The organism is Parapedobacter koreensis, assembly GCF_900109365.1.
Taxonomy (GTDB): Bacteria; Bacteroidota; Bacteroidia; order Sphingobacteriales; family Sphingobacteriaceae; genus Parapedobacter; species Parapedobacter koreensis.
The window spans coordinates 14,257-38,931 of record NZ_FNZR01000008.1 but is presented as its reverse complement, the minus strand read 5'-3'; the positions used below and the strand labels follow the sequence as shown (position 1 = coordinate 38,931).

Genomic DNA, 24,675 nt, shown 5'->3' with positions numbered 1-24,675 from the left:
TTTCCTTGTCCGTCGTATAGCTAAGATAGGAAATTATTTACTAAGTTTGATACGATACTTAACGTCATAAAGCTATGTCATCAAAAGAATCGTTTAACATAAACGGCGAAAATCTGCTTAAAAAAGTAAAAGAACTGATTGCCGAAGGGAACATCCGCAAAATCACGATTTCGGATAAAGCAGGGAAGGAAATCATGAGCTTTCCACTCACCATCGGCGTAGTAGGTACACTGTTCGCCCCGCTTTTTGCAGCGATAGGTGCCCTTGCGGCATTGATCGGCGAATGCTCCATCACCGTCGAACGGGAAGAACCCGCCGATGATGAGCCTCGTGTTTAATTGCTTCGCAATAAGTCATTACCTTCTTCTTACTTCCTCCATTATTAATGAAGGTTTGATAGAGGGTTAATAGGGGGTTGACAAAGGTTTGACAGAGGTTAAACCCTTATTAACCCTATATCAATACTTTGTTTGACCATTATCAATACTACTTTAATAGCGACCCAGCCATGAAGCAGGTAATAAGGAGGCACGCATATGAAAAAATTAATCCATCACTAACATTCACGTAATATCCAGGCTTTTACTTTGCATATAATATGGCATACCTGTTGGAAATAACGATTTGCGCCATCATCGCTTGCTTAGGTGGATTGTTGTATTTATTTACCAAGTACGTCGACGTACGATTTGAAGACAGGGAAGACTGCTAACGGAATTATGTATGAATAAACGGGATGTAGACCTCGTCATCATATCAGATGTACACCTCGGCACCTACGGCTGCCATGCAAAGGAGCTTTTGCGCTACCTGAAAAGCATTAAACCAAAACAATTGCTCCTTAATGGCGATATCATTGATGTCTGGCAGTTCAGCAAACGATATTGGCCCGAATCCCACATGAAGGTTGTTCGGAAAATTCTCAAATTCGTGGCCGAAGGTGTTCCGGTAACGTATTTGACCGGCAACCACGACGAGATGCTCCGCAAATTTACGGACTTCCAGTTGGGATCGCTTACATTGACCAACAAACTTTCGCTACAAATCGGCAAAAAAAGGGCCTGGATTTTTCATGGCGATATCTTCGACGTGACCATGCAGCATTCCAAATGGCTTGCCAGGTTAGGGGCTATCGGATACGACAGCCTCATCTTATTGAATAGCTTTGTCAATTGGATGCTTACCAAATTCGGTAGGGAAAAGATGAGCCTATCTAAAAGGATAAAAAACAGCATCAAAAATGCAGTGAAGTTCATCAACGATTTTGAAGTGACCGCAGCCGAATTGGCCATGGAAAAAGGATACCAATATGTCATCTGTGGTCATATCCACCAGCCTGAAATCCGGCAAATCGAAACAGAAAAAGGCACCGTGACTTACCTGAATTCCGGCGACTGGGTGGAAAACCTTACGGCATTGGAATACCATCGCAATGCCTGGCAGATATACCGTTATCAAGCGGCCGATTACGTGGCGGCCGATATCGACGCCGATAACGCTGAAAATGATGACCTCGATGGCAAACTAGACGTCAAGCGGTTGCTTGATCTGTTTAAATCCGAGCCGACAGTTTGAATGGATGGCTGAAAATCCAAATCGTCTTCTTATTATTGTAGCGTCGATGTGGCGCATGCAATATGATTAATCAATTTCGGAAATACACGCCTTTAAATATTTTTTTGCTGTCTATCATCGGGCTTGTCCTTTGCCTTGGTGTATTCACACATCTACCGGACAACCTGATGCCGATATTCTTCGAACCTGCTATAAGCAATTTTACGGGTAAACTGTCTGCTGAAAATATCTCGCCGCAGGCCAACGTAATCCTTACATTGGCACTCACAATCATCCAAGCCCTGCTCATCAACACGGTTGTCAACCATTTCAACCTTGTAGGACGCTCCAGTTTCTTAGCTGCCTTGATGTACATGACACTTGCCAGCCTGATATTGCCTTTCCTGGTATTATCGCCCATTCTAATCTGCAATTTTCTCACCATCTGGATGCTTGATAAACTGCTCAGCATCCATCGCCGTACAGAAATAAAGTCGCTCATGTTTGATTTGGGCATGATCGTGGCGCTGGGCAGCTTGGTTTATTTCCCTTTTATCATCATGCTGCTGCTACTTTGGTGCAGCTTGATCATTTTCCGCCCATTCGACTGGCGCGAATGGCTGGCAGCACCTATCGGCTTTACGACAGTATATTTTTTATTGGGTGTGGTCTATCTCTGGCTGGATAGGATGGATGCATTTTATGAAATCTGGCTGCCGCTGACCTATCCGTTTCCCACATCGTTGCACATCGACATTTATGATTACCTTGTACTGTTTCCCGTGGTGATCATCATGATATTGTTTTTCTTCTCCCTACGGCAAAATCTCTTTAAAAGCGTTGTACATATCCGCAAATCTTTTCAATTGCTATTTTGCATGTTTGTGCTGTCCATCATTTCATTTTACCTTAACGCGGATTTGGCTGTCAATCATTTTTTGCTGGCCGCACCCCCAATAGCCATATACATGACTTATTACTTCAATTATGCGACCAGGCGATGGTTTTACGAAAGTGTATTTGGTTTGCTATTGCTCACCATCATTTATTTTCAGTTTTTTTAATCGGCTTGCAAGCTTCTAACCGATTTACAAACAGCGTTTTAACCTTTTTTAACAAAAAGGATGTCCCTCGGCAATTAAAATTTAGATAGCTTTGCATACTTTTTTAGCGGGATAATCCCTGTGGATGCAGGTTTGACCAACAAACAGTAGATTACTTAGTTACCGCATTTATTTAGTTGTTTGTATCAATTTTAACAGATTTACATGAAGTTCGGTGTGGTTATATTTCCAGGTTCCAACTGCGATGAAGATATCATTTATGTGCTGGAACACATAATGGGCCAGGAGGTCGTGCGTCTTTGGCACAAAGATCATGATTTGCAGGGATCCGAATTTATCGTACTGCCCGGGGGCTTTTCCTACGGTGATTACCTACGGTCAGGTGCAATAGCACGTTTCTCGCCGATTATGCAAGAAATCATCGCTTATGCAAACAAAGGCGGTTACCTATTGGGCATCTGCAATGGTTTCCAAATCCTTGCGGAAGCAGGGCTGGTACCAGGCGCATTATTGCATAATAAACGACGAAAATTTATTTGCGAGAATGTCTACTTAAAGGCACAGACCACAAATTCCCTGATTACTGCTCAACTGGATCTTGACCGCGCATATAAAATCCCAGTTGCCCATGGCGAAGGCAATTATTTCGCGGACGCGGATACACTGAAGTCCTTAGCCGACAACGACCAAGTGTTATTCCGATATTGCGATGCCGCGGGCAACATTACCGAAGCGGCAAATCCCAATGGCTCTATAGAAAATATCGCAGGCGTATGCAACCGTACACGGAATGTATTCGGCATGATGCCTCATCCCGAACGAGCAGCAGACTGTGTATTGGGAAATGAAGACGGATTGGGCATTTTTGAATCCATTCTTCATACTGCACTATCGTAATCAGGTTTAACTTAGCACATGCGGCACCGCATCCCAAAGCACTCTTATCGTACCATGCATCATCTATTAAAAGTTATTATTTTCCCCACTCTTTTCTTAACTGCTACTTTGGCATATGCGCAACGCTCGACTACTAGCTCACCGTACTCGCGATTTGGGCTTGGAGAAATCCGTGGAGACCTTTTACCACAAACCCGTGCTATGGGAGGAATCGCTACCGGTATCCGCTACTTAAGTGGCTATGGCAATATCAATGTTGGCAATCCGGCCTCATACTCCGCGTTGCAGCTTACTACGGTAGACGTAGGCGTATTTGGCAATATTACCCAACTCAGCCGGAGCCAGCTTTCGGAAAATTCATACAACTTTTCGCTTAGCCACATCAACTTTGGCATCCCGCTGGGACGTCCGGGAGGAATCAGCTTTGGCATTATGCCCTTTTCCGATGTCGGTTTCAGCTATGCTATTCCCGGCACCATTGACACGACCGCCATCCGTACAGTATATGCAGGGGCAGGTGGTACAACGAAGGCCTATTTGGGCTATGGTATAGCCATCACCAACAACTTCAGTGTCGGAGCCAATGTATCGTATATTTTCGGCACATTGGAGAACATAACTTCGGTTGAATTTCCGGATGATATAGGTGCATTAAACATACGAAAAGACAGCAGCCAATATGTCAATGGATTCAGCTTTGACTATGGTGCCCAATATTTCCAGCCCTTAGGCAATAATGTGAGCCTCACGGTCGGTTATACCGGAACTGCCGGCACCCCGCTTAATACCAGGGCTTCCCGTGTGGTCACCCGTACGCCGACCAGTGTTGAAGACGACGTCGAAAACTTACCTGTGGACTCCATAGACACCTATGAAGGCCAGAAAGAACGGATTACGATGCCCATGAAACACAGCTTGGGATTCAGCGTAGCTAAGGGAACCAATTGGTTAGTAGGAGGCGAGGTGAACTACGCCCAATGGAGCAACTTCCAAATTGGCGATCACCATCCCAATCTCACCAATAGCTATGGTTTTGCGGTAGGTGGGCAGATTACACCGGACATCACGTCTGTCAATTACTTCAATGTTGTCGACTATCGGTTGGGCTTTAAGTACAATAAATCGTACGTCAACGTTGAGAACCAAGACATCAAACAGATGGCGGTGACCGTAGGGTTTGGTTTCCCACTGCCCGCATTGTTTAGCGGCGCATTTTACAAGATCAATTTTTCCTCTGAGTTGGGGCAGCGGGGTAGCCTGTCCAATAACTTAGTACGCGAACGGTATATTAATTTCAATTTAGGGTTTACCCTTAACGAACGCTGGTTCATACGCAGGCCTTATGATTGATGGATAGAACCTTCACCTCATGCTAGCTGGTCATGAATGCATTTAGCAACAGGAATTTCCGCTTTGCCGTAGCCGTACTCATGGGTATGGTGATCGTTGCTTCCTGCGAAACCGATTTAAAGGAGGTCGACCGTATTGCTGCCATCCAAGCCGAAGAGCCTGTGGATATCTCACAGGGTGTAACCGTCGTTTACAGCGACTCCGCCAAAGTGAAGGCAAAAATGACCGCCCCTGAAATGAGGCATTACAATGTGGAAGAACCGTATTATGAATTCCAAAAAGGGGTAACCATTATTTTCTTTGATGACAACGGCGCAGAATTGCAACGTATCACATCAGACTATGCCATCCAAAAAGAGGTGCAAGAGCTTACCGAATTTAGGGGAAACGTGGTCATCACACGCGCTGATGGATCAATCATCAAGACCGAGGAACTTATTCATGACCAAAAAGCCAATACATTTTACAACCACGTGGCCATTGAAGCATATTTCAAAGACGGAAGGGGAAATTTCATGGGATCTTCCTTCCAATCGGACGGCAATTTTGAAAACATCGAAGTGCAGAATTCTACGGGATTGTACCTATTCGAAGATGGGCAAGGCCCGGCATTCCGGCAGTGACGATTTATCGAAGTTTTTATTCTTTTTTTGATAAAAGTCGTATCTTGCGCCTCATTTTGAAAAAAGGTGGAGGCAACCATCTGAAAACAAGGATTTGACATAATAAAATAACAGCTTAAAAGAAACAGTTTTATACAGGCTATGGGATTTATGAATTATTTGCGTAACCGTGCGGGAGTGATTATCGTTGTTTTTATCGGTTTCGCGATTTTTGCGTTTTTGTTGGGAGACGTGATTAACTATGGAACACCATTCTGGGCACGCCATCAAAACCAAGTTGGCAGCATCAATGGCGAATCTATCGATATCAATGACTTCAACGCACAGGTGGACCAGACCTCGGAAATGTTTCGCCAGCAAATGGGTGGAGGCACATTGAGCCCCCAAATGAAGTCATGGGCGGTGCAACAAGTATGGGGCCAATACCTCAACCGTGAGTTATTAAAAAATGAGGTAGAACGAATTGGCCTGTCCGTAGGGCGCACCGAGCTGAATGACCTTGTCCAAGGTGATAGCCCTGCCATGCAAATCCAGCAAGCCTTCCGAAATCCGCAGACCGGACAATTTGACCGTACCCAACTCACCAGCTTCATTTCACAGGTGGGTACGCTGCCCCAAGGCCATGAGGCGCACGGCCAATGGGAAGCCTTGTTGCAAAATATCATTGATGAGCGCCTAAGCGCCAAATATACCAACCTCATCAACAATAGCATTTACGTTACTTCATTAGAGGCCACGGAGGAATACAACCAGCGCAACAAGCTGGCCAACTTTGAGTACGTGCTCTTGGATTACAGCACTGTAGCCGATAGCGCAGTCAAGGTTACTGATCAGGATTACAAAGAATATTACAACGAGAATAAAGGAGTGTTTAAGAATCCTGAAGAAACCCGTAACATGGAGTTCGTCGTATTTGACGCAAGCCCTACGGCACAGGATACAGCGCGGGTGAAGGCCTCTATTGAAGATTTGAAGGCGCAATTGGCCGAATCTACCACAGATTCTTTATTTGCCGCTGTAAACGCTGACACCAAATATCCTTATATCTTCCGCAAGCAGGGTGAATTTCCACCTGCTTTAGACACGTTGGTATTCAATGCCCCTATAGGCACGGTTGTGGGTCCGGTACGTTCTAATGGGGGATTTGAAATCGCGAAGGTCATTGAAACGAAGGTCGGCCCCGACTCGGTAAAAGCCAGCCATATCCTGCTCAATCCGGCAACGGAAGGTGGTATGGATAAGGCTACAGCGAAAGCCGATTCCATTAAGGGGCTCATTGAAAAAGGAGAAAGTTTTGCTGCATTGGCCGTGCAATTCAGCGTCGATGAAGGCAGCAAAATCAACGGTGGCGAACTGGGCACCTTCGGCCGTGGCCAAATGGTTCCCGCCTTTGAAAATGCCGCTTTTGATGCCCGCAACGGTGATGTGGTCGTGGCCACCTCCCAATTTGGCATCCATATCATCAAGATTGAAAATCAAATTGGGTCTTCCCGTGTAGTGAAAGCAGCCATCGTGGACAAGCAGGTAAACAGCGGCCAGGAAACCATGGATGCCGCCTACGGTAAAGCTACCCAATTCTTTGGTGCAATTAATTCAGCCAATTTCCAAGAGACTGCCACACAGCAGGGCCTATCTGTTTTGCAAGCCGATAATGTCACTGCAATGGAAACGATGTTGTCGGGCACTGAAGTGCCACGCGAACTTGTACGCTGGGCATTTGAAGCCGATAAAGGGGATATCAGCGATAAAGTATACGAATCCGAGACGAAATACATCGTCGCCAAGCTTACAGATGTCCATAAAAAAGGCCAATTGCCCCTGGAAGCGGTAAAGGGTGATATTGAAAGCATTGTGCGCAATCGGGTAAAAGCCAAACAGCTGATTGCACAGGCCACTGAAGCTGCCAACGGAGCTACCGGCCTTGCTCAGGTTGGCCAGAAATTAGGTAAAACACCTACTTTGGCAGAAAATATTGTGTTCGCAAATCCGGTAATACCGGGAGTAGCCCAGGAAAATGCGGTTGTGGGTACTGTCTTTGGATTACAGCCCAAACAACCCTCAAAACCCATACGCGGCTCGCAAGGGGTATACATCGTAGAGGTCACCGGTTTTGTCAATCCAGCAGCACCAACAGACCTAAGCGCCCAAAAACGCCAGATCACGCAATCGCTGGCACAACGCACCTGGTCCATGGCTTTCCGCGCATTGCAGGACAAAGCAGACATTGTGGATAACCGCGCGAGGTTCTTTTAACACATCCGCACCAAACGTTATTTTTCGTAACTTTGTATCCGGATAACGGCAGACGTTATCCGGATTTTTTTATGGTTATGGAAATACAGGAAACTATCGTCAATAAAGTTGCACAAAGTGGCTTGGTCACCGTAGACCTTGCCCATTTTGCTCCACAGGGCGATCGGGTACTTTACGATATCAAAGACAACCTATTCCAGGGCCTCATCCTACGGGAAAAGGATTTTAGGGAGTTTGTGAAGGCACACGACTGGACACAATATACCGGAAAATACGTCGCCATCACCTGCACAGCGGATGCCATCGTACCCACCTGGGCGTATATGCTGTTGGCCAATCGCTTGGAACCTTATGCCAAGGACGTTGTTTTTGGTGATTTGACAACATTGGAAAATGTGTTGTATGAAAGGGCATTGGAAGATCTGGACGTGGAAGCATATCGGGATCAGCGGGTGGTGGTCAAAGGATGCGGCGACATCCCGATTCCCGAATCTGCCTTTGTCAAATTTACCGTCTTATTAAGCAAGGTTGCCAAAAGCATCATGTACGGTGAGCCTTGTTCCACGGTACCTGTATTCAAGCGCAAGGCATAGCATATAGTCAAAAACGGCATTTTATTTGCACGGAATAGCGCATGAAGAAAACGCTCGCCTTTATTTGCTTCTGTTTTGGCGCGGCGCTGTTGGCCAATGGGCAATCCCTCCCTTACCTCAAGGAATCCGCTTTTCAAGCAGGTGAGGAATTGCGCTATCGGCTACGCTATGGAGTAATATCCGCCGCTGTAGGTACATTGACTGTTGAAGACTCAGAAATCAAGTTTAGCAGTCCCCACAGTTTTCACTTATCGGCAAGGGGGCGCACGTCCAACGCGTTCAGCATCTTTTACACGGTAGACAACCGTTACGATTCGTATATCGATTCCCGGACATTTTTGCCCCACTATTACACGGAAAACATCCGGGAAGGCAATTACCGTCGTACGGATATCGTCCGCTTTGACCACCGAAACCGCACGGTGCAAGGCAATAAAGGTACGTTTAAAAGCAAGTCTGCCCAGACATTCGATTTACTGTCTGCCTACTACTTTTCGCGCAACCTTGACCTGGCTAACGTCAAGCCCGGGCAGTCTTTTACGATGACGTATTTCCTGAATGACGAAATTGCCACATTAGGCATTGAGTACGTTGGTATTGAAAACATCAAGACCCCCTTAGGCACGCTCGAATGCTTGAAATTCAGTCCTGAGATCACGCCAGGTAGAATATTCAGGAAAGATAGCCGCCTCTACCTATGGGTGACGAATGATGGGAACCGCATTCCGGTAAAAGCCCAAGTGGAAATATTGATAGGCTCGGTCACGTTGGAATTGAATGAAGCCACTGGGCTGAAGTATCCACTGGGGCAAAAGGTGAACGGCATATCCAAATAATAGAAGTTAATCGACCATGATGATTGAAGTAGGCGCTGTATTGGTAAGCGAGGAATTGATTAAAGAGGAATTTGTGTGCAACCTCAGCAAATGCCGAGGAGCCTGCTGCGTGGAGGGTGATGCCGGTGCTCCATTGCAACAAGACGAATTGGCTGTGCTTGCAGCCATCTATCCAACGGTGAAGCCCTATATGACGGAAAAGGGAATCGCCGCCGTTGAGGAGTTCGGCACACATGTAGTTGACGCTGACGGCGATCTCACGACCCCTTGTGTGGATGGTCATAAGGAATGTGCCTATGTAACTTGGGAAAACGGCATCACCAAATGCGCCATTGAAAAGGCCTATGAAAAAGGCGAAATAAACTGGAAAAAACCCATCTCCTGTCACCTATATCCCATCCGTACGACGGTGTACCCCGAGTTTGACGTGCTGCATTATGACCGTTGGCACATTTGCCATGCAGCCTGTGCGCTTGGCCGCGAACTTCAGGTACCCGTATATGCCTTCTTAAAAGAGCCCCTCATCCGCAAATACGGGCAGGAATGGTACAATGAGTTAGAAGAATCGGTAGCGCTGCTATAGGTTATTCTGAAAATATCTTAGTATCTTGCGCCGATTTATTCAAACAGGTTTTATCCGTGGCTGCCGACCATTTTTCATGCTCAAACTAAGCGAAATACAAAAACCCATTGCCCGGGAACTGGCAATTTTCGAAGATAAATTCAAGGAATCGATGCGCAGTTCGGTTCCATTGCTCGATCGCATTACGCACTACATCGTCAAGCGTAAGGGCAAACAAATGCGACCCATGTTTGTATTTTTTTCAGCAGGGCTCTGTGGTACCATCAACGATGCTACACATCGGGGAGCTGCCTTGGTCGAACTCTTGCATACTGCTACATTGGTGCATGACGATGTGGTGGACAATGCTAATGTACGCCGGGGCTTTTTTTCGGTGAATGCATTATGGAAAAATAAGATTGCCGTATTAGTGGGCGATTTTTTGCTTGCTAAGGGATTGTCGCTTTCCATCCGCAACAGTGATTTTAACTTACTTGAGGTAGTCACCCATGCCGTCGAACAAATGAGCGAGGGTGAATTGCTCCAAATTGAAAAGGCCAGGCGCATGGATATCGAAGAGCCGGTGTATTTTGAAGTCATCCGGCAAAAAACAGCCTCGCTGATTGCCTCGTGTTGTGCCTGTGGTGCTGCATCTGGTGGGGCCGATGCGGCAACGATCAACCAAATGCACCTTTTCGGCGAAAAAGTGGGTATTGCTTTCCAAATCAAAGACGATCTGTTTGATTTTGGCATCGATGATGTAGGAAAACCGTTAGGCAACGACATTAAAGAGAAAAAGATTACCCTGCCATTGATTTACGCTTTAAAGCAAGTAGGCAAATCGGAAAAGCGCTATATCATCAATTTAGTGAAAAATCATAATGAAGATCATCAAAAAGTGAGTGAAGTGATTGCCTTTGTCAAGACAAATGGTGGCATGGAATACGCCACTTCGCAGATGTTCGCTTATCAACAGGAAGCATTTGATATCCTCTCCGGTTTCCCCCCAAGTGCATATCGTGATGGACTGGAACAACTCGTGAGGTATACAACAGAACGAAACAAATAACATAACATGAGCAACGAACTACTATTCTTTGGTGGCTTTTTACTTTTCATCATACTAATGCTGGCCATCGATCTGGGCCTTTTTAGCAAAAGCAACAAGCCGGTAAGCTTAAAGCAGGCTGCGATCATGAGTGCGGTATGGGTAAGCTTTGCGCTCGGTTTTTATGTCGTACTGCGCATTTGGGGACACGAGTTGCATGATATCCAAGACTTCGATCGATTAGCTGAAATCACGAAGCGCCACCTGCATAATATTCGCCTCATACCGGGCGACTTTGTTGCCGGCCTGGAATTGTACAACAAGAACCTCGCCCTCGAATATATCACTGGATACGTAGTAGAATACGCTTTATCCGTAGACAATATCTTTGTGATGGTCTTGATTTTCACCTCATTTGGTGTGCCTGCACAGTATTACCATAAGGTATTGGTTTGGGGTATCATTGGTGCTATCGTGCTGCGTTTCCTATTCATCTTTCTGGGAGCAGCATTGATCAGCCAGTTTGGGTGGATACTTTATTTATTTGGTTTTTTCTTGGTGTATACCGGGGTAAACATGTTTTTGCATCGCAGCGAAGAGGATGAGATTGACCCGCAGAACCATAAGGTCGTCAAATTTGCTTCCAAGTATTTTTCCGTCTATTCTACATTTGTAGGCGGCAAGTTCTTTCACAAAGAAGCAGGCAAGAAATACATCACGCCGCTTTTCCTGGTGTTATTGGTCATTGAATTTACCGACCTGATATTTGCTGTAGATTCCATCCCGGCAATTTTTGCCGTCACCAAAGATCCGTACATTGTCTTTTTCTCCAATATTTTTGCCATCTTGGGTCTGCGTTCCATGTTTTTCCTGCTGGTCAATATCATCCATAAATTCCATTACCTCAAAACGGGACTTTCCTTTCTTTTGGTATTTATCGGGGCTAAGATGTTGTTGCACCACTGGTTGGACGAGTGGGGTTTCACCACATCCCATTCGTTGATCGTGATCGTCTCGATATTGGCTATTAGTGTGATTGCGTCACTTATTTTTCCAAAAAAAGGAAAAATAACCGCTTAAAACAGTAAATTCGTAACCAAAATCTAACCAACAGTATGCTTAACGGTTATACCATGAAAAAATACGGCTTCCTACTGCTTTTCTCTTACTTGCTTTGCTGCCAACGTTTAGCTGCACAGCAACAGTTCGACTTAGAAACTGTATTTAGGCAAATCAATGCAGAAGTACTCAGCCACTCGGAAGCTTATACACGCCTCGGTGAATCCATCCAGCAAATTGGCCACCGCCTTACCGGCTCGCCCAATGGCTCCAAAGCTGAGCAGTATGCTTTTGATTTGCTGAAAGCTTATGGATTTGAAGATGTTGCTTTTCAGCCATTCACCGTTAATGGCTGGGCACGCGAAAGTCTCGACCTACGTATCGGATCGTCCGGAAATATGCAGCCCGTAAAAGCCGTAGCATTAGCCAGTACCCCCGCATCAGCCAGCGCCGCAGGTGAATTGGTGGATATGGGTAATGGCCTCGAAAGCGACTACACGGCTAATCCTGACAAGGCCAAAGGAAAAATTGTACTTGCAGCATTGAACCTGCTTCCAGGCTCTCCCGAGGGCGCCAAAAACCTACATCGCTCTGCCAAAGCCGCGTTGGCGATAAAATATGGAGCCAAAGGTATCATTCTATTCAATAGCGTAGCGGGTGGCACGCTGCTTACCGGCACGGCGTCTATTACAGGCGATCTGCTCACGATCCCCGCGTTATGTGTGGGTCTTGAAGACGGCAATATGCTCAAAAGCCGTATTGCCGAAGGCAAGCAGGAAGCCGCCATTGAGATGAAAAATAAAGCCGGCAAGATGCAGGCCCGTAATGTCGTCGCGCGGATTACCGGCAGCGAATATCCGAATGAAAAAATCGTAGTAGGTGGTCACCTGGATAGTTGGGATCTTTCACCCGGTGCCGTAGACAACGGCTTGGGAGCCTTCTCGGTAATTGACATGGCCCGTACATTCAAAGCGCTGGGCATTAAACCAAAGCGTACCATTGAGTTTGTGCTGTTCATGGGTGAAGAGCAGGGATTACTTGGCTCCAAGGCTTATGTACAGCACGCTGTAAGTGCTGGCTCACTCGATCAAATCCGTTTTATGCTCAACTTCGATATGACCAATGATCCCAAGAGCTACCATGCTACCCTCGAAGGAAGCCGGACACTATTTGAAGAAATCGGCCGTAGTGCATCAATGGTGGACACTACATTTAAGGGCACTTTTGCTGCAAGCGCAGGGTTATACAGTGACCACCAGCCGTTTATGTTACAGGGTATTCCCACAGGAGGGGCTGGCGGTGCCCTCAGCCGTGAAGCGCTCAATTGTTATCATGCCGATTGTGACATCTTCGCGCTGATAAACGAACAGCAAATGAGGAATACTGTCCGTTTTTCCAGCATGTTGATTTACGGATTAGCGAATGCCGATGCAATCCCTGTCAAGCGGATGTCAGATACGGACATAAAACAGTTAATGCTTGACAATAACCTGGAGGAATCCTTGCGCTTGGGCGGTGACTGGCGGTGGGATTAGAACAACACGTCCCTTATAGCGGGTACCCTGTCAAATACACTTTTGGCATACGTACATAGGGGCATGATGTGAAGGTTATTATCCCGTGCAAACGCTACGCCCGCCATTACCAGTTGTTTGCCTACCCCTTTACCGGAAAAATCAGGGTTTACCTCCGTATGGTCAATGATAAATTTATCATTGCCAGCCCATGTATACGTCATTACACCGGCTTCTTCACCATCGATTATTGCGCTGAATTGCCCCTTTTTGCCATTATCGTCCCGTTGGATTTCCATGATGTTGCTACTCAATATAAGAAGTTCCCGTATTTTGGAATAAAAATGCCCATTTATCAGTCTGCTCGGAAATAATCATCGCTGTGGGTTTGCCTGCTCCGTGGCCTGCTTTGGTTTCGATGCGTATCAGCACCGGATTCGAGCCGGTATGATATTCCTGTAAGCGCGCGGCAAATTTAAAAGAGTGGGCGGGCACCACACGGTCATCGTGATCCGCCGTGGTGACCAACGTGGCCGGATATGCCGTACCTTCCTTCAGTGCCTGATAGGGCGAATATGTATATAAGTACTTAAACATCTCTTCGTTATCATCAGCCGTACCGTAGTCATATGCCCAGCCTGCACCGGCCGTAAACTTATGGTACCTCAGCATATCCATTACACCCACAGCAGGGAAAGCCACCTTGAATAACTCCGGACGCTGCGTCATGGCCGCTCCAACAAGCAATCCGCCATTGGAACCGCCAGCAATGCCCAATTTCTCCGATGACGTGTATTTTTCGCTGATCAAATATTCAGCCGCTGCAATAAAATCATCAAATACATTTTGCTTTTGGAGCTTGGTACCTGCCAGGTGCCATTTGTCACCATATTCCCCGCCGCCCCTCAAGTTAGCCACGGCATATATACCTCCCTGTTCGAGCAGGATAATGTTTGACGTGCTGAATGAAGGCGTAAGACTGACGTTGAACCCGCCATAGCCATATAATAGCGTCGGGTTGTTGCCATTCAATTCCACTCCCTTTTTATGGGTGATGATCAGGGGTACCTTGGTGCCGTCTTTTGATGTATAAAACACTTGCTTGGATTCGTACTTTGTCGGATCAAAATCCACCCCTGAAGCCTTATACAATTCCGATTTGCCTGATGTAATGTCATACTTAAAAATCGTAGGTGGATACACATACGAAGTAAAGGAATAATACAGTTCCTTGTCTGCTGTCTTGGCACCAAATCCGCTCGCCGATCCGACATCTGGCAACTCAATGGTACGCTCCAGCTTACCAGCCCTGTCATACTGCTGCACCAGTGACGTGGCATCTTTGAGGTAATGGGCAAATAACTTACCCCCACCGGTTCCCGGATTAAGAACATTTTCAGTTTCCGCAATCAAATCCACCCAATTTTCAGGGCTGGGATTGCTGGCATCCACGGTCACGATCTTGCCGTTTGGCGCATTGAGGTTGGTGTAGATAAACAGCTTATCACCATCGTTGTCAATAATGGCGTGGTTTTTCTCGAAATCGCCTACCACAGTCACGATCGCACTTCCGGGTTTGGTCAGATCCTGGATATATAATTCACCACCACTGGTGGTATTGGCCGCAGAAATAATGAGAAAACGCTCATCTTCGGTAAGGTATCCTCCGATATAACGTCGTGGAGTTTTTGGCCCGCCAAATACCAGCGTATCGGTGCTTTGGGGTGTATTCAATTGGTGGAAATAAAGTTTGTGCTGATCGGTAATGCCCGAAAGCGCGCTTCCTTCTTTAGGTTTGTCATAGCTGCTGTAGTAGAGCCCTTCATTACCCCGCCAAGCGAGGCCGCTGAACTTTACATCCACCAGCGTGTCTCCTATCACCGTCTTATCTTCCGCGCGGACAGTCACAACTTTCGTCCAATCGGACCCGCCTTCGGACAGCTGATAAGCCACCAGACTTCCGTCCTTACTAAACGCAATGCCAGCCAGGGAAGTGGTGCCATCTGTTGAAAATTTGTTGGGGTCAAGAAAGACCTCCGCCTCCCCTTCTTCTCCTTTTTGGCGGTACAAGACACTTTGGTTTTGCAGGCCGTCGTTTTTATAAAAGTACGTATAGTCCCCCTCTTTGAATGGAGCGGAAAACTTCTCGTAATTCCATAATTTCTCCAACCGCTTATAAATAGCATCGCGGAAGGGAATCTGTCCGAAGTAATTGTTTGTAACTTCGTTTTCCGCTTCCACCCAGGCTTTAGTATCGGCTGCGGTATCATTTTCAAGCCAACGGTATGGATCGGGTACTTGTAACCCAAAATGATTGTCTACCACGTCACCTTTTTTGGTCTCCGGGTAGGGCAACAAGGTAATAGATGGAGCAGGGTTGATGGCCTTTTGGTCTTGGCAGGCTGTTACCAGTGTGGCCAGCACAAGGATGTGGATATTTTTGTTCATACGGAATGGGTTAAATCTATCATTTATTCTGCTATCGCAAACTTAGCTAAAATGCGCAACATTCACGAACACTTTTTTGAGCGCCCCCATCTTGGTCAATCTTTTTGCGTATGCCCCCATTTTTAGCTATGTTTGGCTGCACATGGCAATCCGCGACAAGATATATTTTGCTTCTGATTTTCACCTGGGTGCTTATCCCCGTTCGGCAACGCGTGAGCGGGAGGCCAGGATAGTCCACTGGCTGGAGGTTATCAAAGCCGACGCAAGTGAGCTCTACCTGATGGGTGATATCTTTGATTTCTGGTTCGAGTATGCTACCGTGGTACCCAAGGGGTATATCCGCTTTCTTGGCAAGTTGGCAGAATTAGCCGACTTAGGTGTGAAAATCACGCTCTTTAAAGGCAACCACGATATGTGGATGTTTGGCTATTTAAAGCATGAAATCGGCGCTGACATCGTAGACAACGAATTAATTATCGAGCGTAAAGGAAAAACATTTTACTTGCATCATGGCGATGGATTGGGGCCTGGCGACAAAAAATATAAATTGCTGAAGAAAATATTCAGAAGTCGCGCATGCCAATGGCTGTTTGCCCGGTTGCACCCCAACTTGGGAATAGGCATTGCACAACGGTGGTCCGCCCATAGCCGCCTTGCGTCGGGGGAGCACGAGGTATTCAACGGAGAAGACAACGAGTGGCTCGTGGTGTATGCGAAGTCCATCCTTGAAAACCAACATTACGATTATTTCGTCTTTGGACACCGCCATCTTCCTCTGGAAATTGACTTGCCCAACGGCAGCAGGTACATCAACCTTGGCGAATGGATAAACCATAATACCTATGCGGTATTTGATGGCCAAAACCTGGGATTAAGAAAATGGTTAACCTCATTGTCATAATTCATGAACTGGATAATCCTTATCATCGCAGGCCTCTTCGAAGTAGGCTTTACAGCAAGTCTCGGCAAAGCAAAAACCACCGCCGGCATGGAATCTGTTTGGTGGTATGGCAGTTTTGTCTTCTGCCTTACGATGAGTATGTCGCTGCTGATCAAGGCCACGCAAACATTGCCTCTTGGCACGGCCTATGCTGTGTGGACCGGCATCGGGGCGGTGGGTACCGTGTTGGTAGGAATTATTTTCTTCAAAGAACCGGCCACGCTTTGGCGCTTGATCTTCATGGTTACCCTTATCGGCTCCATCATCGGGCTTAAAGTGGTGTCCCCGCATTAAGCCTGAAGCCACCACATTTTCCCCGCCCAAAAAAATCGGTAAAAAAACGTACTTTTGTACACATTTTTGTGATTTCGTTTTCCTGTCCTATCGCATTGCCTACATGACGCAAAGCGCGGAGACAAGAGATGTAAATGCTAAACACCGTACATATGTTAGAAAAGTTAAAAGCCATAAAAGATCGTTGGGAAGAGGTGGAGCGTGAATTGAGCAGTCCGGACGCCATCAATGATATGAAACGATTTGCCCAGCTCAATAAAGAATACAAGGATTTGGGACGAATCGTGGAGCAATACCATATCTACAAAAATATCGTTAGCAACATCGAAACCAACAAGGATATCCTTGCCAATGAAAAAGACCAGGAGTTGCGTGAAATGGCCAAAGAAGAGCTGGACATACTCTTGGAACAAAAGGAAGTAAAGGAAGAAGAAATCCGTTTGATGCTTATCCCGAAGGATCCCGAAGATGCTAAAAATGCCATCCTCGAAATCCGTGGCGGTACCGGGGGGGATGAAGCGGCCCTATTTGCTGGCGACCTCTACCGGATGTACACCCGCTATTTTGAAACGAAAGGATGGCGGGCCGAGGTCATGGACGTGACCGAGGGAACGGCAGGCGGCTATAAGGAGGTTATCCTCAAAGTTACCGGCGAAGACGTATATGGCCAATTGAAATATGAATCCGGCGTACACCGTGTACAGCGTGTACCGGATACCGAAACCCAGGGTCGCGTGCATACATCAGCCGCATCAGTGGCCGTGCTTCCCGAAGCGGAGGAAGTGGATGTAGAAATCAATCCTGCAGATGTGGAGATGCAGACTTCCCGATCGGGCGGTGCCGGTGGACAGAATGTGAATAAGGTGGAGACCAAAGTGCAGCTCACCCATAAGCCTACCGGTATTGTTGTGGTCTGCCAAGTTGAGCGTTCGCAATTGGCCAACCGTGAATTGGCCATGGAGATGCTTCGCTCAAAGCTCTATGAGCTTGAAGTGCAGAAAAAACATGGTGATATTGCGGCCAAGCGGAAGACCATGGTCTCCACGGGCGACCGATCTGCCAAAATCCGAACCTATAATTTCCCACAAGGCCGGATGACCGAACACCGCATCGGACTCACGATGTATAACCTCCCTGCCATCATGGACGGTGATATCCAAGAGATTATCGATGCACTCCAATTTGCTGAAAATGCCGAGAAAATGAAGGAGGGAGCGACACTTTAAATATTTTGAAAAAAATGTTTGCAAATAGAGAAAACACGCTATATTTGCAGTCCCGAAAGGGAAGCAGGTTCGGTAGTTCAGCTGGTTAGAATACATGCCTGTCACGCATGGGGTCGCGGGTTCGAGTCCCGTCCGGACCGCTGAAAAACAAAAAAGGGTATCCAAGATGGATGCCTTTTTTTGTTTTTGTTAACCCGAGAGGGGGATACCCAGCGAAGCATAAAATAAAAATTATGAAACCAATACTTATTTTAGGCGTTCTAACCGTGGCGATAGCCTGCAACAATACGCAACAATCCGGACAAATGAAGTATAAAACTACGGGCCATATCGAGCGCCTTGACCCGGCATTGGACGCCATTATTGACACCAACGCAAAAGCCGAAATCATTGCGGAAGGCTTTGATTGGAGTGAAGGACCTCTATGGGTAGAAAGCAAACAAATGCTGTTGTTTTCAGACGTGCCTGCAAATACGGTTTATAAGTGGACAGCAGAAAACGGCACGGAAGTCTATCTACAACCAAGTGGCTATACGGGAGCAGCGCCCAGCCAAAGCAAGGAACCGGGCAGCAATGGGTTGCTGCTGGACAATGGCGGCAATCTTGTGCTGTGCCAGCATGGCGACAGGCGGATGGCCAAGATGGAAGCCCCTTTGGACAAACCGGCAGCTGCGTTTATTACCTTGACCGATAGGTATGGCGGCAAGCGCTTCAGCAGCCCAAATGATGCCGTGTATAATCGGTCCGGCGAACTGTTTTTTACGGATCCACCTTATGGACTGCCTGCGCAAAATGACGATGATCCTGCAAAAGAAATTGCTTTTAATGGGGTTTATAAGGTAAAGCCGAATGGTGACATCGTATTGCTGGCCGACAGCATTACACGGCCGAACGGGATTGCATTCTTCCCCGGTGAAGAAAAATTATTGGTTGCCTGTTCTGACCCCAACGCGGCCAACTGGTACATACTTGATGCCGGTGATACACGAGCAACTCCCACCTTATTTTACAGTGCCACCAACGAACGCAACGGATTAAATGGCCTACCCGATGGATTGAAGATCGCTAAAAACGGAACCGTATTTGCCAGCGGCCCCGGTGGTATCTGGATATTCAACCCCGATGGGAAAGTGCTGGGAAAAATACGATTAGAAGAAGCGGCATCCAATGTGGCCCTATCTACCGATGAAAAAACAATTTATGTGACCAATGATACCTACGTGCTGCGGATCAAACTAAAAACCTAAAAGATATAGTCCGTGCTCAGGAAGTTGGAATCGTGATCCCTGACGATGGTATTGAACAGGTGTTTATTCGATTCCGTCACCTTGGTCGCTACCAACGAGCGTATAGAGAATGACCGCAAAGCGTCAAATACCGAAAGTGTGCCTTCCGCGCTATCTTTTCTTCCCGTAAACGGAAAAACGTCAGGACCACGCTGCGCTTGGCAGTTGATATTTACACGGCTGACAAGGTTTACAAAAGCATCGATGAGTTTGGCTACTTCCATCGGATCTTCACTGAATATGCTCACTTGCATGCCATGCGAAGCATTTACCTGGTAATTGATGGGCTCTTCAATGCCATCGAATGGCACCACTGGAATCACGGGTCCAAACTGTTCTTCATGATATAGCCTCATCTGCTCATTGACGGGATATACTACAGCCGGAAATACAAACGAAGCTTCGCTATACCCGCCGTTTTCATTGATGACCTGTGCACCCTTTGCAATAGCGTCATCTATGCACTCCCGGAGATAAGCCGGCTTGGTAGGCTCGGGAAGTGGGGTTACTTTCACATCTTTTTCCCACGGCAATCCCGGTTTCAGCGCAGATACAGCCGCATTTAATTTCGCGGTAAACTCAGCCGCTACTTCATGCTGCACAAATATCAATTTCAGTGCGGTGCAGCGTTGCCCGTTAAATGACAGCGCTCCCAATATACATTCGTTTACCGCCACATCCAGGTTTGCATGTTTGGTGACTATTGCCGCATTTTTTGCATCCAGGCTCAATATCGCACGCAAGCGGTTGACTTTGGGATGTAATTTCTTGAGCCCATTGGCGACTTTACTCGAACCGATAAACGCCAGCACGTTGACCTTGCCGCTCTCCATAATAGGTGAAACAATTTCTGATCCTTTGCCGTACAACGTATTCACCGTTCCTTTGGGAAAAGCTTCTTTAAACGCATTAAGCAGTGGATAATGTGCCAGAACACCATGCTTCGGTAATTTAAACAGTATGGTATTGCCCATGATAAGCGCCGGTATCAGTGTCGTGAATATTTCGTTCAACGGATAGTTGAACGGCCCCATACTCAATACCACACCCAGTGGTGCCCTTCTTATCTGGGCAATTGTACCTTCAGCCTGTTGAAAGCGGGACGACTCGCGATCCAAGTCCTTCAGCGCATCAATCGTATCGTTGATGTAATCAACCGTACGGTCAAACTCCTTAGTGGCGTCGGGGAGTGTTTTACCGATTTCCCACATCAGCAGCCTAATGACCAATTCGCGCTGTTGGATCATCAGGTATACAAATCGCTGCATGCAATGAAGCCGTCCTTCCACGGACATCGTAGGCCATTCACCAAGTCCGTTGTCATAAGCCGCTACAGCGGCATCCAGCGCTTCCATTGCTTCTTTTGCTGTGGTGTCCGGTATGCTGCCGAGCAGTTTTCGTTCGAGCCCCTTTTCAGTAGGTATACATACCGGAGAGTAAATATTGGCGACGGCACCATTCCACGGCACCAACGCTCCATTTAGTAAATATTCCCGCTGATGGATTTCAGGGACGTTATATTCTGTTGGTATGTTGCTCTCCGTTTTAAATATTCCGGACAAAGCGCCTGCCGTGGCATGTTGTTGTTCCATGATTTGATGATTTAATTAAAAGAAGCCCTGTATTGTCGGCCTGCTTCTTCATTGTATTTTCCGTATTCCAAACTTAGCTAAATTCGCTTTTATATGCAATACAATCGCGTTGCATATAAAAGCGGTTTATCGGTCTCTCCGCTGCCGCTGAGACACAATTACTCATTCAACCCGCGGATTCGCTCAATCGGGTTCGTTCTTCACTCACTATAAACCATGGGAAAGGAATCGCTTATTATTTTCGTCACAGAAATATACCTGTTAGTTATGCGTCTTATTAATCAATTATTAGTTATCACGGCGGTTGCGATGGCCACCCTGTTGGGTAGCGGCTGTGAAAAAGGGGATATTGGTCCACAGGGTCCGGAAGGCGTAGAAGGAGAGAAAGGCGATAAAGGTGACAAGGGCGAACGGGGCGAAACCGGGCCGCGCGGCACCACTGGCGCACAGGGTGCAACCGGCCCAAGGGGACCTCAGGGACCCAAAGGAGATAAAGGCGATCCGGGCAATGCCAATGTCAAATCCCGCACATTTACCGCTTCCCAAATTACCTGGAGAAATACCACGCTATTTGGCACCAACTATGTCACCGCTTCACTTGACATACCCGAGATTACTGCGGCAATCGTAAACAATGGTATAGTGATGGTATATGGAGGTTTCTTTTGGGGAGAGCCTTGGAGTGCGTTGCCCGTTTCCTACTTTGAAAGCGGGCGAACGGTAAATTTTTCCTACGGTGTAAAAACAGGCGGTGTGACATTGCGAATGCACTATTCAACCAATACGGCACCTACGGCACCAGGCATTCAGTTTAAGGTTGTCGTCGTTGAAGGGCAGGCCATGGAGGCCGCAAGGCTTCAGCAAATTCCTTTCGAAAACTATGACAAAGTAGCCACATTTTTTGGTCTGGAACTGTAATCCACCACATTGCTGCTCAACTCCTCCCCGATTATTCACTACCAAGGTGCATTCCATCGGGAAGGAGCATAAAAAGTGGCTTACGAATGGCTTTTCATTTTATCCGTGCGTGTCCGCAGGAGTTGTATCACTTTGTCAGAAGCTTGTTTGAACGCTACGTCAATGTTGTCTGCCGTTGCGGTCACTGCCTCCGGATTTAAGCTTTTAATACGTACCTCTATGGTACAGCGCTTGTCGTCACTCCCCTGCTTGCCGCTGTTTTCATCAGCGAGAAAGACTTCCAGCCGGGTAATGAATTCGGCAAAACGTGATAACGAATCGTTTAAGCTTTCTGTAATCTTGTTAATGAAGCTGTCGCTTACCTGAATGTTCTTGTCGGAATTAACTTGTACCGTCATAACTTGTTTTTTTGCGATTATACGAATAAGAATCTTATTTGGCGCCGCTATTCTTCACGGCACGGTCAAAAAAAGATAAACAATCCCTATCTTCGTCTTGTTTGAAATTTTGTTATGCTACTACCCATTGGAGATGAAAATCACGACCGGAGATCGTTCCCGTTTGTCAATTATTTACTGATCGGTTTAAACATTTTTGTCTTTGTGTATTTCCAGGGTCTCGGCTACAACATCCAATTCACCTTTTCGTATGCGACCATCCCTGCGGAGATATTGACTGGAAAAGATTTGGTGACAGAAAGCCAGCTTGTGGTCGATCCGATTTCGGGCAAATCGTTTGAGATGCCCGGATTGCAGCGTACCGATATACCAGTCTTTCTGACGCTTATTACGGCCATGTTTATGCATGGCGGGGTAGGCCATTTAGCAGGAAACATGCTTTACCTTTGGATATGCGGAGACAACGTAGAAGATCGGCTGGGCCATTTCCGGTACCTGATTTTCTATTTATTATGCGGCATATTGAGCGGCCTGAGCCACGTATTCGCCACGCTGTTTTTTGGGCAGAATCTATTGACCCCATGTTTAGGTGCATCGGGTGCTATTTCTGCCGTTCTGGCTGGGTATATGGTGCTTTTCCCGCATAAACGCATTACCATTTGGATGTTTTTTTTGGTTTTTTCCGTCCCTGCCATTGTCGCTATTGGCCTGTGGTTTTTGTTTCAAGTAAGCAATGGGCTCGGTGCTTTGGGTGGCGAGCAGGCTGGTGGCGTTGCCTATGCAGCCCATATCGGCGGGTTCATCGCCGGGTTGCTGTTGGTCAATCGTTTCAGGCTACCGACTCGCCGTTAGCCCAGCATCGCAACGGCGACTGCCAGCATTAGCGGAAAATGTTTTCGCAATTCATCAAGGGCTTTGGCGATAAGGTTATAGGTGGATTTGAGGCTCAACGACATAATATCCGCGACCTCTCTGAAACTCATCTTGCCAAAAAAACGCAAGAATATCGCCTCGCGCTGCCGCTTGGTTAGCTGACGCAGCGCCTGCTGAAGTAGGGCCCGCAGCTCGATATCGGCTTGGTGTTTAATCAGGGTCTGTTCAATGGAATCTTCGGCCGCACGCCGATCAACGGTGGTTTCATGAACCTGCACCGTCCGTTGCTGCTTTGAGATGGCATCGATCAGCCGCCGCCGCAGGGCTTTAAAAAGGTAATGACGAATATTATCCGTATCACCTAAATGGGCTCTTCTTTCCCAGATGTAGATAAACAACTCCTGGACCGCATCGGCCACTAAGTCTCCGTCGTCAACCAGCTGTTTTCCAAAACTGTATAACGCGCGAACATGCTGCCGATAGATCGACGCAAAACTGGAAGGATCTCCAGCCTTAAAACGGCTCCATAATTCAATGTCATTGAAACTCCGATCGGCCATGATTGAAATACCGCGAGTTTTTAATTAGGCTACGAAATTATTGATCAGTCCTTATTACTTCGCGACAAAGGTAAAGAATTAAATAAATGAACATTTTTTTATTTTTTTTAATTTTTTTTGATGGACTTTTCTGTATTCCTCCCTTATGTAGATAAAAGAACCAATTTAATCAGGTTATGACAACTGCAAAGAAAGCGAATTGGGTAGGGAAAGTGCTGATGCCTATCGGTGATGCTTCGGAGACCGTGGATACACTGTATCCGTATTTCCGAATAGGTGAGGAAAATTATGAAACCGTTGTAGCCGGGCCCGAAGCGCGCACTTATGCCATGGTGCTACACGAAATTCCGAAACGAAAGGACGTAAAGTGGGACATTACTGAGGAACGTCCCGGATATCATATCGAGGCCACCGTGGCATTTAAAGACGTAGACCCGGAAGCGTATGACGGGATTTTCATTTCTGGCGGACGGGCGCCGGAATACATCCGATACGACACGGATCTCATTCGAATTGTCAGGCATTTCTTTGAGCAAAATAAACCCGTCGGCGTCGTGTGCCACGGCATTGAAATCGTCAGTGCAGCCGGTGTGATCCATGGCCGCACCGTGACCACTGTAGCCAAATGCGCGTTGGACGCAAAACAGGGAGGAGCAACCTACGTCAATCAACCGGTCGCGGTAGATGGCAACCTCGTAACCACCCGGACATGGCATGATTATGCCGAATGCTTGCCGCAATTTATGCATCTACTACGCAATTACACGCAAAACTTCCGCTAATTTCG

25 protein-coding genes and 1 tRNA gene are annotated in these 24,675 nt (G+C 46.9%); 21 read left to right on the top strand and 5 right to left on the bottom strand.

Annotated elements, in window-relative coordinates; genetic code table 11:
* The first annotated feature begins 74 nt into the window (after positions 1 to 74).
* The 13 genes from BMW65_RS17720 (at position 75) to BMW65_RS17660 (ending at position 13,374) form a co-directional block, all read left to right on the top strand.
* Complete coding sequence (locus BMW65_RS17720) at positions 75 to 338, top strand: DUF4342 domain-containing protein (RefSeq protein WP_090607404.1); 264 nt, start codon at positions 75 to 77, stop codon at positions 336 to 338.
* A 385-nt stretch (positions 339 to 723) separates the two neighbouring features.
* Complete coding sequence (locus BMW65_RS17715) at positions 724 to 1,575, top strand: UDP-2,3-diacylglucosamine diphosphatase (protein WP_090607402.1); 852 nt, start codon at positions 724 to 726, stop codon at positions 1,573 to 1,575.
* A gap of 62 nt (positions 1,576 to 1,637) precedes the next feature.
* The gene (locus tag BMW65_RS17710) at positions 1,638 to 2,618 is read left to right on the top strand and encodes a DUF6427 family protein (protein ID WP_090607401.1); all 981 of its coding nucleotides are present in this window, start codon (positions 1,638 to 1,640) and stop codon (positions 2,616 to 2,618) included.
* A gap of 204 nt (positions 2,619 to 2,822) precedes the next feature.
* Entirely contained in the window at positions 2,823 to 3,515 is a 693-nt protein-coding gene (purQ, locus tag BMW65_RS17705; RefSeq protein ID WP_090607399.1) for a phosphoribosylformylglycinamidine synthase subunit PurQ, read from the top strand.
* A 201-nt stretch (positions 3,516 to 3,716) separates the two neighbouring features.
* Positions 3,717 to 4,865: a BamG family beta-barrel-assembly machinery protein gene (locus BMW65_RS17700; protein ID WP_090607398.1), complete on the top strand. Its 1,149-nt coding sequence runs from the start codon at positions 3,717 to 3,719 to the stop codon at positions 4,863 to 4,865.
* A gap of 32 nt (positions 4,866 to 4,897) precedes the next feature.
* Positions 4,898 to 5,488, top strand: coding sequence for an LPS export ABC transporter periplasmic protein LptC (gene lptC / locus BMW65_RS17695; protein WP_090607396.1), 591 nt, complete (start codon positions 4,898 to 4,900; stop codon positions 5,486 to 5,488).
* A gap of 150 nt (positions 5,489 to 5,638) precedes the next feature.
* The gene (locus tag BMW65_RS17690) at positions 5,639 to 7,741 is read left to right on the top strand and encodes a peptidylprolyl isomerase (protein ID WP_245747675.1); all 2,103 of its coding nucleotides are present in this window, start codon (positions 5,639 to 5,641) and stop codon (positions 7,739 to 7,741) included.
* 77 nt (positions 7,742 to 7,818) lie between these two features.
* Positions 7,819 to 8,334, top strand: coding sequence for a DUF2480 family protein (locus tag BMW65_RS17685; protein ID WP_177181196.1), 516 nt, complete (start codon positions 7,819 to 7,821; stop codon positions 8,332 to 8,334).
* A 41-nt stretch (positions 8,335 to 8,375) separates the two neighbouring features.
* Entirely contained in the window at positions 8,376 to 9,170 is a 795-nt protein-coding gene (locus BMW65_RS17680) for a DUF3108 domain-containing protein (protein WP_090607393.1), read from the top strand.
* 19 nt (positions 9,171 to 9,189) lie between these two features.
* Positions 9,190 to 9,753, top strand: a complete 564-nt coding sequence (locus BMW65_RS17675) for a DUF3109 family protein (RefSeq protein ID WP_090607721.1) — start codon at positions 9,190 to 9,192, stop codon at positions 9,751 to 9,753.
* Between the two features lie 76 nt (positions 9,754 to 9,829).
* The gene (locus tag BMW65_RS17670; protein WP_090607391.1) at positions 9,830 to 10,801 is read left to right on the top strand and encodes a polyprenyl synthetase family protein; all 972 of its coding nucleotides are present in this window, start codon (positions 9,830 to 9,832) and stop codon (positions 10,799 to 10,801) included.
* A gap of 6 nt (positions 10,802 to 10,807) precedes the next feature.
* Positions 10,808 to 11,860 carry a TerC family protein gene (locus tag BMW65_RS17665; RefSeq protein ID WP_090607390.1) on the top strand — a complete coding sequence of 351 codons (1,053 nt, stop codon included), beginning with the start codon at positions 10,808 to 10,810 and terminating at the stop codon, positions 11,858 to 11,860.
* 53 nt (positions 11,861 to 11,913) lie between these two features.
* Complete coding sequence (locus BMW65_RS17660) at positions 11,914 to 13,374, top strand: M20/M25/M40 family metallo-hydrolase (RefSeq protein WP_090607719.1); 1,461 nt, start codon at positions 11,914 to 11,916, stop codon at positions 13,372 to 13,374.
* Here BMW65_RS17660 and BMW65_RS17655 read toward each other — a convergent pair.
* Positions 13,371 to 13,652 carry a GNAT family N-acetyltransferase gene (locus BMW65_RS17655; RefSeq protein WP_090607717.1) on the bottom strand — a complete coding sequence of 94 codons (282 nt, stop codon included), beginning with the start codon at positions 13,650 to 13,652 and terminating at the stop codon, positions 13,371 to 13,373. The two genes, BMW65_RS17660 and BMW65_RS17655, sit on opposite strands and share 4 nt — an antisense overlap.
* A 7-nt stretch (positions 13,653 to 13,659) precedes the next feature.
* The gene (locus BMW65_RS17650; protein ID WP_090607389.1) at positions 13,660 to 15,801 is read right to left on the bottom strand and encodes a prolyl oligopeptidase family serine peptidase; all 2,142 of its coding nucleotides are present in this window, start codon (positions 15,799 to 15,801) and stop codon (positions 13,660 to 13,662) included.
* Positions 15,802 to 15,943: 142 nt separating this feature from the next.
* Here BMW65_RS17650 and BMW65_RS17645 point away from each other — a divergent pair, with 142 nt between their 5' ends.
* From BMW65_RS17645 to BMW65_RS17625, 5 genes are all read left to right on the top strand, one after another.
* Positions 15,944 to 16,702: a UDP-2,3-diacylglucosamine diphosphatase gene (locus BMW65_RS17645; protein ID WP_090607715.1), complete on the top strand. Its 759-nt coding sequence runs from the start codon at positions 15,944 to 15,946 to the stop codon at positions 16,700 to 16,702.
* Positions 16,703 to 16,705: 3 nt separating this feature from the next.
* Positions 16,706 to 17,035: a DMT family transporter gene (locus BMW65_RS17640; protein WP_090607387.1), complete on the top strand. Its 330-nt coding sequence runs from the start codon at positions 16,706 to 16,708 to the stop codon at positions 17,033 to 17,035.
* Positions 17,036 to 17,187: 152 nt separating this feature from the next.
* Positions 17,188 to 18,261 (top strand): peptide chain release factor 1, encoded by a 1,074-nt coding sequence (gene prfA, locus BMW65_RS17635; RefSeq protein ID WP_090607713.1) that lies wholly within the window; start codon positions 17,188 to 17,190, stop codon positions 18,259 to 18,261.
* A gap of 66 nt (positions 18,262 to 18,327) precedes the next feature.
* Positions 18,328 to 18,401, top strand: a tRNA-Asp gene (locus BMW65_RS17630).
* 93 nt (positions 18,402 to 18,494) lie between these two features.
* Complete coding sequence (locus BMW65_RS17625; RefSeq protein WP_177181195.1) at positions 18,495 to 19,508, top strand: SMP-30/gluconolactonase/LRE family protein; 1,014 nt, start codon at positions 18,495 to 18,497, stop codon at positions 19,506 to 19,508.
* On the opposite strand, the gene BMW65_RS17620 is transcribed toward BMW65_RS17625, so the two are convergent.
* On the bottom strand, positions 19,505 to 21,139 hold the full coding sequence (locus BMW65_RS17620; protein WP_090607384.1) for an NADP-dependent glyceraldehyde-3-phosphate dehydrogenase: 1,635 nt from the start codon (positions 21,137 to 21,139) through the stop codon (positions 19,505 to 19,507). The genes BMW65_RS17625 and BMW65_RS17620 overlap by 4 nt on opposite strands.
* 267 nt (positions 21,140 to 21,406) lie before the next feature.
* Here BMW65_RS17620 and BMW65_RS17615 point away from each other — a divergent pair, with 267 nt between their 5' ends.
* Positions 21,407 to 22,057: a collagen-like protein gene (locus BMW65_RS17615; protein ID WP_143053918.1), complete on the top strand. Its 651-nt coding sequence runs from the start codon at positions 21,407 to 21,409 to the stop codon at positions 22,055 to 22,057.
* Positions 22,058 to 22,137: 80 nt separating this feature from the next.
* Here BMW65_RS17615 and BMW65_RS17610 read toward each other — a convergent pair whose 3' ends face one another.
* Positions 22,138 to 22,455 carry an HPF/RaiA family ribosome-associated protein gene (locus BMW65_RS17610; protein ID WP_090607381.1) on the bottom strand — a complete coding sequence of 106 codons (318 nt, stop codon included), beginning with the start codon at positions 22,453 to 22,455 and terminating at the stop codon, positions 22,138 to 22,140.
* A gap of 114 nt (positions 22,456 to 22,569) precedes the next feature.
* Here BMW65_RS17610 and BMW65_RS17605 point away from each other — a divergent pair, with 114 nt between their 5' ends.
* A complete protein-coding gene (locus BMW65_RS17605) occupies positions 22,570 to 23,307 on the top strand; it encodes a rhomboid family intramembrane serine protease (RefSeq protein ID WP_090607379.1) in 738 nt (245 codons plus the stop codon).
* On the opposite strand, the gene BMW65_RS17600 is transcribed toward BMW65_RS17605, so the two are convergent.
* Entirely contained in the window at positions 23,304 to 23,888 is a 585-nt protein-coding gene (locus tag BMW65_RS17600; RefSeq protein ID WP_090607378.1) for an RNA polymerase sigma factor, read from the bottom strand. The genes BMW65_RS17605 and BMW65_RS17600 overlap by 4 nt on opposite strands.
* 176 nt (positions 23,889 to 24,064) lie before the next feature.
* Here BMW65_RS17600 and BMW65_RS17595 point away from each other — a divergent pair, with 176 nt between their 5' ends.
* Positions 24,065 to 24,670 carry a DJ-1/PfpI family protein gene (locus BMW65_RS17595; RefSeq protein ID WP_090607377.1) on the top strand — a complete coding sequence of 202 codons (606 nt, stop codon included), beginning with the start codon at positions 24,065 to 24,067 and terminating at the stop codon, positions 24,668 to 24,670.
* Positions 24,671 to 24,675: the final 5 nt, after the last annotated feature.

Coding starts and splice junctions, on each gene's coding strand:
- BMW65_RS17720 (WP_090607404.1), top strand. CDS start 75: ATGTCATCAAAAGAATCGTTTAACATAAACGGCGAAAATCTGCTTAAA.
- BMW65_RS17715 (WP_090607402.1), top strand. CDS start 724: ATGAATAAACGGGATGTAGACCTCGTCATCATATCAGATGTACACCTC.
- BMW65_RS17710 (WP_090607401.1), top strand. CDS start 1,638: ATGATTAATCAATTTCGGAAATACACGCCTTTAAATATTTTTTTGCTG.
- purQ (WP_090607399.1), top strand. CDS start 2,823: ATGAAGTTCGGTGTGGTTATATTTCCAGGTTCCAACTGCGATGAAGAT.
- BMW65_RS17700 (WP_090607398.1), top strand. CDS start 3,717: ATGGGAGGAATCGCTACCGGTATCCGCTACTTAAGTGGCTATGGCAAT.
- lptC (WP_090607396.1), top strand. CDS start 4,898: ATGAATGCATTTAGCAACAGGAATTTCCGCTTTGCCGTAGCCGTACTC.
- BMW65_RS17690 (WP_245747675.1), top strand. CDS start 5,639: ATGAATTATTTGCGTAACCGTGCGGGAGTGATTATCGTTGTTTTTATC.
- BMW65_RS17685 (WP_177181196.1), top strand. CDS start 7,819: ATGGAAATACAGGAAACTATCGTCAATAAAGTTGCACAAAGTGGCTTG.
- BMW65_RS17680 (WP_090607393.1), top strand. CDS start 8,376: ATGAAGAAAACGCTCGCCTTTATTTGCTTCTGTTTTGGCGCGGCGCTG.
- BMW65_RS17675 (WP_090607721.1), top strand. CDS start 9,190: ATGATTGAAGTAGGCGCTGTATTGGTAAGCGAGGAATTGATTAAAGAG.
- BMW65_RS17670 (WP_090607391.1), top strand. CDS start 9,830: ATGCTCAAACTAAGCGAAATACAAAAACCCATTGCCCGGGAACTGGCA.
- BMW65_RS17665 (WP_090607390.1), top strand. CDS start 10,808: ATGAGCAACGAACTACTATTCTTTGGTGGCTTTTTACTTTTCATCATA.
- BMW65_RS17660 (WP_090607719.1), top strand. CDS start 11,914: ATGAAAAAATACGGCTTCCTACTGCTTTTCTCTTACTTGCTTTGCTGC.
- BMW65_RS17655 (WP_090607717.1), bottom strand. CDS start 13,652: ATGGAAATCCAACGGGACGATAATGGCAAAAAGGGGCAATTCAGCGCA.
- BMW65_RS17650 (WP_090607389.1), bottom strand. CDS start 15,801: ATGAACAAAAATATCCACATCCTTGTGCTGGCCACACTGGTAACAGCC.
- BMW65_RS17645 (WP_090607715.1), top strand. CDS start 15,944: ATGGCAATCCGCGACAAGATATATTTTGCTTCTGATTTTCACCTGGGT.
- BMW65_RS17640 (WP_090607387.1), top strand. CDS start 16,706: ATGAACTGGATAATCCTTATCATCGCAGGCCTCTTCGAAGTAGGCTTT.
- prfA (WP_090607713.1), top strand. CDS start 17,188: ATGTTAGAAAAGTTAAAAGCCATAAAAGATCGTTGGGAAGAGGTGGAG.
- BMW65_RS17625 (WP_177181195.1), top strand. CDS start 18,495: ATGAAACCAATACTTATTTTAGGCGTTCTAACCGTGGCGATAGCCTGC.
- BMW65_RS17620 (WP_090607384.1), bottom strand. CDS start 21,139: ATGGAACAACAACATGCCACGGCAGGCGCTTTGTCCGGAATATTTAAA.
- BMW65_RS17615 (WP_143053918.1), top strand. CDS start 21,407: ATGCGTCTTATTAATCAATTATTAGTTATCACGGCGGTTGCGATGGCC.
- BMW65_RS17610 (WP_090607381.1), bottom strand. CDS start 22,455: ATGACGGTACAAGTTAATTCCGACAAGAACATTCAGGTAAGCGACAGC.
- BMW65_RS17605 (WP_090607379.1), top strand. CDS start 22,570: ATGCTACTACCCATTGGAGATGAAAATCACGACCGGAGATCGTTCCCG.
- BMW65_RS17600 (WP_090607378.1), bottom strand. CDS start 23,888: ATGGCCGATCGGAGTTTCAATGACATTGAATTATGGAGCCGTTTTAAG.
- BMW65_RS17595 (WP_090607377.1), top strand. CDS start 24,065: ATGACAACTGCAAAGAAAGCGAATTGGGTAGGGAAAGTGCTGATGCCT.